Consider the following 11,950-nt stretch of genomic DNA (forward strand, 5'->3'; position numbering starts at 1 on the left):
GACTCACGACGAGGTGTGCGGATGTTCAGTGCGGTTGTTGCACTGACGCTCTCGGCGGGGGTGCTCGCCGCGTGTTCGTCCGATGAGTCGGACTCGGCGGGTCCGTCGAGTTCGGGTACGTCGGCTCCGACCGATGCTTTCCCGATCACCGTGGAGCACGAGTTCGGTTCGACGACCATAGAATCCGAACCGAAGCGAGTCGTCAGCGTCGGGTACACCGAGCAGGACATTCTCCTCCAGCTCGGGGTGCAGCCGGTTGCGGTCACCGAATGGTACGGCGAGCAGCCCGACGCCACCTGGCCGTGGGCCCACGACCTGCTCGGCGACGACAAACCGGAAGTGCTCTCGGTCTCCGACGGGTTCGAGTACGAGAAGATCGCCGGGTTGAATCCCGACCTGATCATCGGCACGAATGCCGGTATGACGCAAGACGATTACGCGAAGCTCGAGCAGATCGCCCCCACTGTCGGCAGCGTCAAGGGCGCCGCGTCGTACTTTTCGAACTGGCAGGCCCAGACGAGACTGATCGCCGATGCGGTCGGCCGTTCTGCTGCCGGTGAGCAGGCCGTCACCGAGGTGGAGGACGCGTACGCGAAAGCGCGCGCAGACCACCCGGACTTCGAGGGCAAGACCTCGACGTTCACGCAGGGTGAACCATACGACGGGTCTCTGTACACCTACCCGGCAGGCTTGAACACAGACTTCTTCACCGAGCTCGGATTCGTCATGAAGCCCGGTTTGGAGAAGTTCGTGCCCGAGCCCGACAGCCAGGCGCTGATCTCAGCAGAGAACACCGATCTCATCGATGCTGATGTCGCCCTGTTCGCGACCGAGACCCAGGAGGGCTTCGATGCCCTGATGAAGTTCGGTACGGTCGCAAACCTGAACGCGGTCAAGGCGAAGCGCGCGGTGTTCACCGACGCGACCCTGTCCGGCGCGATCTACTTCCTGACACCGCTCAGCCAGATGTACGTCATCGAGAAACTCGTGCCGCTCCTCGACGCCGCGGTCAAGGGTGAATCCAAGCAGAGTTTCCCGAGCTAGCCTGCGCGGTGCGCCCGTGAAAGACGGTCCGTCGTCCCGACCGGGGCGGCGGGCCGTCTGCTACACGGGCGGCACGAACTCGGGTTGGTCCAGAACCCGAAGCCAGCTCCCGTCAGTTTGGCGGCGAACGACCTGGGCGCGGGCCCCGGAACCGTCCCGCGGGGGTGTCGACGTCAGCGCGATGTCGCCGCTGACCAACGTCGGTAGTGGTTCTTCCGCCTCGAAGTGTGGGCCGTGCGACAACACCTCTTCCCACAACTCCTGAATGGCTTGGCGCCCAATGGTCTGGCTGCCCGGCGGATACGCCATGACGGCATCCTTCGCATACAGCAGGGCCACACCTTCGGCGTCGCCCGCGTTGGAGCGTTCGACGAACAGTCGGGTCAGGTCTTCGGGACGTCGGGCGATTTCGCGGTCGGTCATCGTGGTTCCTGTCGTTGTCGGATTAGGTGACTTCGACCCTTCCGCGCGCAGATCCAGAAGTCCAACAGATTGTTCTTCTGACAACTAGAATCATCGCTCATGGAGTTGCGTCAGCTCGAATACCTGATCGCGGTCGCCGAGGAGGCCAACTTCACCAGGGCCGCAGAACGGGTGCGGATCAGCCAGTCGGGCGTCAGCGCTCAGATCAGGCAACTCGAACGCGAACTCGGGTGTGAGCTGTTCGATCGATCCAGCCGGGTGGCGCGGTTGACCGCGGCGGGGGAGGCCGCGCTGGGGCCGGCCCGGGCGGCGGTGAATGCGGCGACCCGCCTGCGCCAAGCGGTCGACGACGTCAACGGGCTCATCCGAGGGCGGCTGACTGTCGGCATGGTCACCGGCTGCACGATCGCCCCACTGTTCGAAGGGCTCGAGAAATTTCATCGACAGCATCCCCGAGTCGCATTGACGTTGCAGGAGGCGTCGTCCGACCATATGGTCGAGCAACTCCGGGCCGGAACGTTGGACATTGCGCTGATAGGTGCTTCAGGCGCACCACCTGTAGGCCTGGAATCGTTGACCATAGTCAGTGAAGGCCTGTGCGTCCTGGTGCCACACGGGCATCGATGGGCGAGCAGATCGCACATCGCGGTGGGGGATCTGGGTGGTGAGCCCATCGTGTCGATGCCACGCGGCACCGGCATCCGGGCGGCGTTCGACGGTGCTTGCTCTGCTGCAGGTGTGTCTCCGTCGATCGGCCTCGAGGCGACGTCTGCAGAGGCGATCGCAGACCTGGCGTCCCGAGGTTTGGGGGCTGCAGTGCTGAGTGAATCGATGTCCACGGACTTTGCCGAGACTCTGGTGGCGTTGCGAGTAGACAAGGTTCCGCAGCAGGCGCTGCTGTTGCTCGTGTGGGCGTCGTCATCGAACCCTGCCGTGCGCGTGCTGGTTTCGTGTCTCAGAGAGGTGTTCGCGCTGTGAAGTGCAACCCAGGGCATGTGAGCTTATTGTTCTATTGCAACTAGAACTATAGGGTGGACGCATGCTGGTACGGATCGATCCGACGCTGCCCCAGCCACTGTTCGAGCAACTGGCCGCAGCGATTCGCGGTGCGATCGTTCGCGGCGACATCGTTGCGGGGGAGCGACTCCCTGGTGCTCGGGAGCTGGCGGCATCGCTCGGTGTCAACGTCCACACTGTGCTGCACGGCTATCAGGAACTGCGTGACCAGGGGTTGGTGGAGTTGCGCCGCGGTCGCGGCGCCGTGGTCACGAGCACCGCCGTGCCGGAAGAGGCGGACCTTCGGTCGGCGATCGTTGCGGTGCAGAGCGCCGGGCGAAAGCTCGGTCTCGGAGGCGACGATCTGTCGACAATGATTCGGGAAGGATATTGAGATGGGGATGTCCCCGGAACGATCCGAGCGGCCCACCGCATTTCTCGTCGGAATCGCGTTGGCGGTTCCCCTGCTGGCGACGATAGTCGGGTTGGTGCTGCTCGGCACGTGGTGGCATCAGCTCCCTGATCCACTTGCCAGTCATTGGGGCGCTGGTGGCGCAGCCGACGGATTCACCTCGCGCACTGCGGTCCTCGCTGCGATTCCGTTGATCGGCGCAGTGTTCGCACTGGTTGCGGCTGTGCTGATTCGGGTGACGGACGACCCGACCACGTGTGCGTACGTCGTCTCCGGGACAGCGGGCATCAGCACGTTCCTCTACGTGTTGATCCTCGCTGCAGTCGGAGTGCAGCGAGGGGTCACCGCGACGGATTCACGTTTTCCGGGATGGTGGGCCGCGATCGCTGCGGGCATCGCCGTGGTGTCGGCGGCAACTGCGTACCTGTTGACACCTCGGTGGTCGGCGACCGGTGAGGCGTCGCAGCCCACCAGTGCCGTGCCGTTGCCCGTGGGCGCCACCGAGCGGGTGGTGTGGACGAGATCGGTCCTGTCCGGCGGGGCCTTCGAGGCGCTCACCGTCTCCGGGGTGCTCGTGGTCGCAGTCGGAGCGGTGCTCACCAACCAGTGGTGGATGCTCAGCGTGGCGGGCATCATCGTGCTGATCTTCGTGGTGCTTCGGGGGATGCGGGTCACGGTCGACGCCGAGGGGCTGAGCGTCAGAAGTGTGGTGCGTTGGCCTCGCGTCGAGATCCCGGTCTCCGACATCGCCGCGGCACAGGTCGTCGAGGTCAAGGCGGTGAAGGACTTCGGCGGCTACGGCTATCGGCTGGGATTCCGTGGAGAGCTCAAGGGAGTCAAAGGGTTCGTCCTACGATCCGGCGAGGGAATCCTCGTCGACCGGATCAGTGGTGCTCGCGAGATAGTCGTCGTAGATGACGCGAAAACGGCCGTGCGACTGTTGGAGACCTACCGCCTTCGTGGCGACTCTGCCGCTGCCTGACCGGGTGGCCGACGAATGACAGACGCCGCCGGCACGAGATGCCGGCGGCGTCTGATTATCGAAGGCACCGACTTACAGGATGTAGAGCATCTCCTGGTAGGTCGGGAGCGGCCAGAGATCGTCCGCCACAATGGCTTCGAGCTCGTCGGCAGCGGTTCGCACAGCAGCCATGGCGGGCAGGAGCGTGTCGCGGGCGAACAGAGCTTCTTCTGGTGCCCCTTCGATGTGCTCACCCAAGGCAGATTTGAGCGCGGCCAACGCAGTGGTCAACGCCGACATCGGCTCGCTCACCATCGAGAGCAGGGTGGTGTCGGGTTCGAGCCCGGCACCCTTGAGGGCGGTGACGTTCGTGGCGATCTCCGTCTGGTAGCGCACCGCGGCCGGCATGACGAGGGTCGACCCGATCTCGAGGGTCAGTTTGGCCTCGACGGCGATCGTCAGGATGTACTGTTCCAGGCCGATCTCGTAGCGACTGTGCATCTCGCGATCGTTGAAGACGCCGTACTTGGAGAACAACTCGATCGACTTCTCCGTGATGAGCTCCGGAAGAGCGTCGACAGTCGTCTTCAGGTTGGGCAGTCCGCGGGATTCCGCCTCGATGGGCCAGGTGTCGGAGTAGCCGTCGCCGTTGAATACGACTGCGCCGTGCTCGGTGATGATGTCGGTGAGCAGATGCTGGACGGCCGTGTCGAACTCGACACCTTCCTTCACCGCTTCCTCGAGAACGGTGGCGCAGTAGTCCAGCGAGTCGGCCATGATCGTGTTCAGGACGACCATCGGTTCACTGACGGTCTGCATCGAGCCCGGTGCGCGGAACTCGAAGCGGTTGCCGGTGAAGGCGAACGAGCTCGTGCGGTTGCGGTCGCCGGGGTCGGTCGGCAGCACCGGGAGCGTGTCGACCCCGATGATCATGGTGCCCTTGCCTTTCGACGATGTCGCCGCACCTTTCGCGATTTGATCGAAGACGTCGGCCAACTGTTCGCCGAGGAAGATCGAGACGATCGCAGGCGGGGCCTCGTTGGCGCCGAGGCGATGATCGTTCGTGGCCGATGCGACCGAGACACGCAGGAGACCGGCGTGCAGATGCACCGCGCGGATGACTGCGGCGCAGAACACCAGGAACTGGGCATTCTCGTGGGGAGTGTCGCCGGGGACGAGCAGGCTGCCGAATTTGTCGTTACCGAACGAGAAGTTGACGTGTTTGCCCGAGCCGTTGACGCCTTCGAAGGGCTTCTCGTGGAAGAGGCATTCCATACCGTGCTTCTTGGCCACGGTTTTGAAGGTGGTCATCAGGAGTTGCTGATGGTCGGCGGCGATGTTGCCGCGCTCGAACATCGGCGCGATCTCGAACTGTCCTGGTGCGACCTCGTTGTGACGGGTCTTCGCAGGTATGCCGAGCTTGAAAAGTTCTCGCTCGGTGTCCATCATGAAGCCGAGCACACGCTCGGGGACGGCGCCGAAGTAGTGGTCGTCGAACTCCTGGCCTTTCGGCGGTTTGGTACCGAAAAGCGTTCGCCCGGCGTTCAGCAAGTCCGGACGCGCGAGGAAGAAATGACGGTCGACCAGGAAGTACTCCTGCTCCGGTCCACAGAAAGCAACGATGTGGCCGGGATTGGCGTGGCCGAACAGTTTCAGAACACGCTCGGCGTGCTTGCCCATCGCCTGCTGGGAACGCAGCATCGGGGTCTTGTGATCGAGTGCTTCACCGGTCATCGAGACGAACACCGTCGGGATGCACAGGGTGTTGCCGTTCGGATTCTCGAGAATGTAGGCAGGGCTGGTCACGTCCCAGCCGGTGTAACCGCGCGCCTCGAAGGTGTTGCGGAGCCCGCCGTTGGGGAAACTCGATGCGTCGGGCTCGCCCTGGATCAGGGTCTTTCCCTGGAACTCGGCCATCGTCGACCCATCACTCGCAGGCTCCAGAAAGCTGTCATGCTTTTCGGCGGTCAGACCGGTCAGAGGGTAGAAAACGTGAGCGTAATGGGTGGCGCCCTTCTCCAGCGCCCAATCCTTCATCGCCGACGCGACGGCGTCGGCGACGGCAGGGTCGAGTTTGCTGCCCTTTTCGATCGTCGTGATGACCGATTTGAAGACGTTCTTCGGCAGCCGCTTCATCATCACGGACTTGTTGAAGACGTTCTCGCCAAAGATGTCTCCCGGCGCCTCGGTGATGTCGAAGCTGACGGGTGGCGGGATGTACGCCTCGACTGCGGTGATGGCGGCGAGCCGGATGTTGTTACCACTCATTTATCTCATTACCCTTCAGGCGCGGGTCCTGCACTTGTCCTGCAAGCCCTGACCTGCGAACTCTACGAATCGGCGGTAACCGACTTGTTTCGTTGCAGTGACGATGAGAAGCGATGTGGGTCGAGTGTTTCGAATTGGTTGCCTGCCGCCGGCAATTGTCCGTTTTGACGTCCAATACGGCCCGCGCCGACTGCGTGTCGTCGGTGTCAGGTCACCGTCCCGACGGCCGATCGATGCGGAACACATGGTGCTGGCCGTCGTCGATGGGGTTGTCGGGTTTGAGATATCCGGTCGCTATCTGAGTGAAACCGGCGGCCAGGAGCGCGCGCCACGAGGCCGGGTTCGCAACCGCGACGGGGACGACGACGGCGGTGGAGGCGGGGTAGTCGTCCCAGCACTTGTCGACCATCTCCTTGATCATCGCCGTGCCGAGGCCGTGCCCCGTGAACCGCGTCTCGCCGATGAAATAGTCGATCGACAAAGCCCCGTCGGGGACCTCGACGAGCGTTTCCATCTCGGCCTGATCGTCGGGGTAATCGGAGAACCGGTACCGCTGGATGAAGCCGATCGGGTCCGGTTCGTGGATGACGATGAAGTCCTCTGACGCCTCCGTCCCATCGAAGCTACCGGCGAAATCGCGTTCGATCGCTTCATGAGAGGTGTCGTGGAACCAGAACCTCGCGACATGAAGATTCTGGAGCCAGGTCTGGATGAGTGGGAGATCCTCGCGGGTGGTGCGGCGGAACTGCATCTCATCAGCTTCGGCCCCCGCACATGGCCGGGTCAACAGGTAAAAGGCCCGTGAACACGCGTTGAGTCCGAAGACTTCCGCAAATCTGTAACACGTTCTAGTCTGGCGTCATGACTGTTTCTGCGGACACGACCTCTGAATTCGATCACCTGCGAGGCGATATCCATCTCGGACACCTGATGGTGGCCTCGCTCAAGCGGCATCACAACGATCCGGTGCTCTTTCTCGGCGACACCACGCTGACCGGCGGGCAGATGGCGGAGCAGATCAGCCGCTACATCCAGGCCTTCGAGTCCATGGGGGCCGGATCCGGCAGCGCGGTAGGGCTGCTCGCCCTCAATCGCCCCGAGGTCCTGATGGTGATCGGTGCGGGACAGACCCAAGGGTGGCGCCGCAGCGCCCTGCACCCGATGGGATCTCTCGACGATCACGCGTACGTTCTGTCGGACGCGAAGATCAGCACCCTCGTCATAGATCCGGTGCCCATGTTCGTAGAGCGGGCCGTTGCACTCCTCGAACGCGTCGACAGTCTCAAACAGGTGCTCACCCTCGGGCCGGTGCCCGCTGAGTTGGCCGACGTCGGCCGAGATGTGATCGCCGAGGCCAACAGGTACGAGTCGATGCCACTGGTCGCCGCTGACCTCCCGCCCGATCACGTCGTGTCCATCACCTACACCGGCGGCACCACAGGCAAGCCCAAGGGTGTCATCGGTACCGCTCGGGCGATGGCCACGATGACCCAGATCCAGCTGTCGGAGTGGGAGTGGCCCGAGCACCCTCGCTTCCTGATGTGCACCCCGCTCTCGCATGCCGGGGCTGCGTTCTTCGTACCGACCCTGATGAAGGGCGGCTCGATGGTGGTGCTGTCCAAGTTCGACCCCGCCGAGGTCCTGCGCACAATCGAAGAGCAGAAGATCACGGCGACGATGCTGGTGCCGTCCATGCTGTACGCACTGATGGACCACCCGGATTCCCGTACACGCGATCTCTCGTCGCTCGAGACCGTCTACTACGGAGCTTCGGCGATCAATCCCGTGCGGTTGGCCGAAGCGATCGAGCGGTTCGGACCGATATTCGCTCAGTACTACGGCCAATCCGAGGCGCCGATGGTGATCACGTACCTGCCCAAGGGCGCACACGATCCCCAGCGGTTGTCGAGTTGTGGACGGCCGTCGGCGTTCCTGCGCACGGCGCTCCTCGGGGAGGACGGCACGCCGGTGGCGGTGGGCGAGCCAGGCGAGATCTGCGTCGCCGGGCCGCTACTGGCAGGTGGGTATTGGGGTCTTCCCGAGGCGACCGCCGAAACGTTCAAAGACGGGTGGTTGCGCACCGGTGACGTGGCCCGGGAAGACGAAGACGGTTTCTGGTTCATCGTCGACCGGACCAAGGACATGATCGTCACCGGCGGTTTCAACGTTTTCCCACGCGAGGTCGAAGATGTTGTCGCCGAACATCCGTCGGTGGCACAGGTCGGTGTCATCGGCGTGCCCGACGAGAAGTGGGGTGAGGCCGTGACCGCCATCGTCGTGCTGCGCTCGGACGCACCAAGTGATGATGAATCCGTCGCGACGATGATCTCCGAAATCCAGAGTGCGGTGAAGGAACGCAAGGGTTCGGTCCAGTCGCCGAAGCAGATCATCATTGCCGAGTGCCTACCGCTGACGGCGCTGGGTAAGCCGGACAAGAAGTCGTTGCGCAAGCAGTACTGGAGTGACAGCGACCGATCGGTCGGTTGAGTGGCGGTCAGTCCAGCCCGCGTGCGGTGAGAGACTCGGCGAATCCGTCCGCGGCGTGCAGGGTGGCGATCACCGCAGGTGCCACCACGACGCGAGGGGAGAACCGAAGCCCGCGAGCACGGCGGGCCTCGTCGACCTGCGCGATGATCTCGACCATCAACGGAATCGCACGGATGGCCAGCGCCATGGCGAGCGCGATCTGACTCGGCTTGATGCCGACACGGGACAACGGGGTCAACATCGTTGTCAGTGCCGCGAGCATGGCCGTGGTCTTCGTGGTCAGGGTCACCACGGCCGCGAGGGCGACCGACAACACGAGCACGCCGCACACGACGACAGCCCTGGACCAATCGGTGAAGATGATCTGGAATACGAAAACGAAGCCGACCACCCACACCAGCGGTCGCAGTTGCTGCAGGGCTGCCCGTGGACCGATCGCGGCCAATCCATAGACGCCGATGACAGCGAATGCCGCGAGCGCGAGGCGCACCGGGTTGGTGACGAACAGGGCCATGACGAGGATGGTGACGGCGAGCAGTACCAGCTTCACGCCCGCGGGCAGCCTGTGCACGATGGATCGGCCGGGCCGGTAGATCCCCAGGACGCTCACGACATCAACTCGCGGTATGCGGCGATTGCGTGACCCGGTGGCCCATCGCAGTGGACCGCGCCGTCGTCGATGACTATGACCCGGTCGAAATCGCTCAGCAACTCGAGGTCATGGGAGACCACGATCAGCTGCTTGTCGATCGTGGCGAAGGTATCGCGCAGCATGGTCGTGTTCCGCAGGTCGAGCAACGTCGTCGGTTCGTCGGCGACGATCACCGCAGGATCGGTGACCAGGACCGAAGCCAGTGCCAGAAGTTGTTTCTGTCCGCCCGACAGTCGATGAGCAGGATGATCGGCGTGCTCGTGCAGACCGAACCTCTCCAGCGTCTGCGCAACTCTGTGTTCGCGTTCTGCGCGAGACAATGCAGTGCGAGAGAGCGACAGCTCCACGTCTTCGGCCACCGTGGGCATGATTATCTGTCGATCGGGGTCGGTGAAGACGAAGCCCACGATCTTTCTCACCTCGCGTGCCCGACGCCGGGTCGAAACCCCGTTCACCCACACCGATCCGCGGTCGGGAATCACCAGACCGTTCACCATCCGCGCGAGTGTCGACTTACCGCTACCGTTGGATCCGACGATGCCGATCCGCCGCTCGGTCAGGGTCAGAGACACATCGCGAACGACGGTCCTGTCGCCGAACGCGTGGCCGACACCTTCGAAGACCACACCCGACTGGGAACGCTCGTCAGTCATGCACCGCGGGGCCGCGCCGCAATCTCAAAGGGGCAATCAATCCGGGGTAACCACGGTGGACCTGGCGGGCCACCAGCGCGGTGATCACTGCCTTCGCCACGTCGCCCGCGACGTAGATGCCATTGGTCGACAACGCGCCCCACCAACTGAGATCGGTGCGGAGCAACAACCCGATCGTCCCGAACAGGTAGATGACCCCCATACCGCCGACGATGTTGATCACGATGCCCCATATCACCCGGTACCGCGGCATCATCGTGGCCGTCAGGATGCCGATCACGACGACAGCGGGTAGCCAGCCGACGAAGAAGCCGGCAGTAGGTGAGGTCAGGGAGACCAGCCCGGTGCGACCACCGGCCAAGATGGGGAGTCCCGCGATGGCGAGCAGAGAGAAGATGATGACCGCGAGCCCACCCTTACGCCACCCGAGGATTGCTCCCGCGAGCATCACGCCAAGAGTTTGCAGTGTGATCGGCACACCACTGGGCCCGATGGTGATCGTGCCCGGCAGTCCCAGCGCTGCGATCAGCGCGGCGAACACCGCTGCCTGCGTCAGGTCGCCGACACCGATCGCCCAGCGCGCTCGTGCTGTCGGATTCTCATGCACATATTCCGTGGAAGACATTCCAGTCACCTCTACCCATCTTTTCCAGTGGGATTATGTCTCGCCCGGGTGCGATTCCGAGAATCGGGAGGCGCAGGCGAACGCGCGCGGCTGTCGTCCGTCGAAGGAATGACCACTGTGGGGCATCCGGTCCCGGATGCCCCACACTTGCTACGCGGGCGTTCAGCCCTTGACCGATCAGTTCAGCCCTTGACCGATCAGTTCAGCCCTTGACCGATCAGTTCAGCCCTTTACACAGACCACCTGACGCAGATGTGCGACCACCTCGACGAGGTCGGTCTGCGCCGCGATCACGGAGTCGATGTCCTTGTAGGCCGCTGGGATCTCATCGACTACACCTGCGTCCTTCCGAGATTCGACGCCGACGGTCTGTTCGGCGAGATCTTCGGCGGTGAACATCTTCCGTGCCTTGTTCCGGCTCATCCGACGCCCCGCGCCGTGCGAGGCGGAGTAGAACGACTGTGCCGAACCGAGCCCACGCACCACGTACGATCCGGTGCCCATCGAACCCGGGATCAACCCCATGTCGCCCGAGCCGGCGCGTATCGCGCCCTTACGGGTCACGAGCAGCTCCAACCCGTCGATGTGTTCGGTGGCGACGTAGTTGTGGTGGCACGAGATCGGCTCGTCGAATACCACCGCGCGAGATGGGAACGACTCGCGCACGGCTGCGCACACCATTTCCAGCATCACCCGACGGTTGCGCGCCGCGTACTCCTGGGCCCAGGTCAGATCGCGGCGGTAGGCGTCCATCTCGGGGGTGCCGGTAACGAACACCGCGAGATCGCGATCAGGGAGATCGGCATTGTGGGGGAGTCCTGCCGCGACCTTCATGTGGCGATCCGCGAGCTCCTTGCCGATGTTGCGGGAACCGGAATGCAGCATCACCCAGACCGCGTCGTCACCGTCGGCGACGCAGATCTCGATGAAGTGGTTGCCTCCACCGAGGGTGCCGATCTGCTTCTGCGCACGCGTGTCGAGCTGCTGCACCCCACGATCGAGTTCACTGAAGCGAGACCAGAAGTCGCCCCAACCGCCGCCGACTTCCAGCTCGCGGAGGTTGACCGGACGCTTGTGCGAGTGAAAGCCCACCGGGACCTTCGCCTCGATCGCAGACCGCATCGCGGAGAGATCATCCGGCAGGTCGGACGCCACGAGATCGGTTCGCACAGCTGCCATTCCACATCCGATGTCGACTCCTACGGCGGCGGGGCAGATGGCGTCCCGCATGGCGATCACCGATCCGACGGTGGCCCCCTTGCCCACGTGGACGTCGGGCATCACCCGCACCCCGTGCACCCATGGCAACTGCGACACCCGGCGGAGTTGATCTGCGGCCTCGTGCTCGATGGTCTCTTCGTCGGCCCACAGCAGGGTCGAGGCGGAGGCGCCGGAAAGGGCAACGGGGAAGCGGGAATTCATGACAACT

12 protein-coding genes are annotated in these 11,950 nt (G+C 63.7%); 5 read left to right on the top strand and 7 right to left on the bottom strand.

The window, feature by feature from the left end:
* Positions 1 to 21: 21 nt before the first annotated feature.
* Positions 22 to 1,044, top strand: a complete 1,023-nt coding sequence (locus tag DFR67_RS00365) for an ABC transporter substrate-binding protein (protein ID WP_110467463.1) — start codon at positions 22 to 24, stop codon at positions 1,042 to 1,044.
* Positions 1,045 to 1,104: 60 nt separating this feature from the next.
* Here the strand turns inward: DFR67_RS00365 and DFR67_RS00370 are convergent, their stop codons facing one another.
* Positions 1,105 to 1,467 carry a YybH family protein gene (locus DFR67_RS00370; protein ID WP_110467464.1) on the bottom strand — a complete coding sequence of 121 codons (363 nt, stop codon included), beginning with the start codon at positions 1,465 to 1,467 and terminating at the stop codon, positions 1,105 to 1,107.
* A gap of 99 nt (positions 1,468 to 1,566) precedes the next feature.
* Here DFR67_RS00370 and DFR67_RS00375 point away from each other — a divergent pair, with 99 nt between their 5' ends.
* From DFR67_RS00375 to DFR67_RS00385, 3 genes are all read left to right on the top strand, one after another.
* Complete coding sequence (locus DFR67_RS00375; protein ID WP_110467465.1) at positions 1,567 to 2,445, top strand: LysR family transcriptional regulator; 879 nt, start codon at positions 1,567 to 1,569, stop codon at positions 2,443 to 2,445.
* Positions 2,446 to 2,506: 61 nt separating this feature from the next.
* Positions 2,507 to 2,857, top strand: coding sequence for a GntR family transcriptional regulator (locus DFR67_RS00380; protein ID WP_110467466.1), 351 nt, complete (start codon positions 2,507 to 2,509; stop codon positions 2,855 to 2,857).
* Between the two features lies 1 nt (position 2,858).
* Entirely contained in the window at positions 2,859 to 3,857 is a 999-nt protein-coding gene (locus DFR67_RS00385; protein ID WP_110467467.1) for a DUF1648 domain-containing protein, read from the top strand.
* Positions 3,858 to 3,929: 72 nt separating this feature from the next.
* Here DFR67_RS00385 and DFR67_RS00390 read toward each other — a convergent pair whose 3' ends face one another.
* The gene (locus DFR67_RS00390) at positions 3,930 to 6,104 is read right to left on the bottom strand and encodes a glutamine synthetase III family protein (protein ID WP_110467468.1); all 2,175 of its coding nucleotides are present in this window, start codon (positions 6,102 to 6,104) and stop codon (positions 3,930 to 3,932) included.
* Positions 6,105 to 6,315: 211 nt separating this feature from the next.
* The gene (locus tag DFR67_RS00395) at positions 6,316 to 6,855 is read right to left on the bottom strand and encodes a GNAT family N-acetyltransferase (RefSeq protein WP_110467469.1); all 540 of its coding nucleotides are present in this window, start codon (positions 6,853 to 6,855) and stop codon (positions 6,316 to 6,318) included.
* 110 nt (positions 6,856 to 6,965) lie between these two features.
* On the opposite strand from DFR67_RS00395, the gene fadD8 reads away from it, so the two are divergent.
* Entirely contained in the window at positions 6,966 to 8,591 is a 1,626-nt protein-coding gene (gene fadD8, locus DFR67_RS00400; protein ID WP_110467470.1) for a fatty-acid--CoA ligase FadD8, read from the top strand.
* 7 nt (positions 8,592 to 8,598) lie between these two features.
* Here fadD8 and DFR67_RS00405 read toward each other — a convergent pair whose 3' ends face one another.
* From DFR67_RS00405 to DFR67_RS00420, 4 genes are all read right to left on the bottom strand, one after another.
* Positions 8,599 to 9,201, bottom strand: coding sequence for an energy-coupling factor transporter transmembrane component T family protein (locus DFR67_RS00405; RefSeq protein ID WP_110467471.1), 603 nt, complete (start codon positions 9,199 to 9,201; stop codon positions 8,599 to 8,601).
* Positions 9,198 to 9,896 (bottom strand): energy-coupling factor ABC transporter ATP-binding protein, encoded by a 699-nt coding sequence (locus DFR67_RS00410; protein WP_110467472.1) that lies wholly within the window; start codon positions 9,894 to 9,896, stop codon positions 9,198 to 9,200. The genes DFR67_RS00405 and DFR67_RS00410 overlap by 4 nt, the downstream gene beginning before the upstream one ends.
* Positions 9,889 to 10,521, bottom strand: a complete 633-nt coding sequence (locus tag DFR67_RS00415; protein ID WP_110467473.1) for a biotin transporter BioY — start codon at positions 10,519 to 10,521, stop codon at positions 9,889 to 9,891. Before DFR67_RS00415 ends, DFR67_RS00410 begins: the two co-directional genes overlap by 8 nt.
* 222 nt (positions 10,522 to 10,743) lie before the next feature.
* Complete coding sequence (locus DFR67_RS00420) at positions 10,744 to 11,943, bottom strand: RtcB family protein (RefSeq protein ID WP_110467474.1); 1,200 nt, start codon at positions 11,941 to 11,943, stop codon at positions 10,744 to 10,746.
* Positions 11,944 to 11,950: the final 7 nt, after the last annotated feature.

It is taken from the genome of Williamsia limnetica, from assembly GCF_003217475.1.
GTDB lineage: Bacteria > Actinomycetota > Actinomycetes > Mycobacteriales > Mycobacteriaceae > Williamsia > Williamsia limnetica.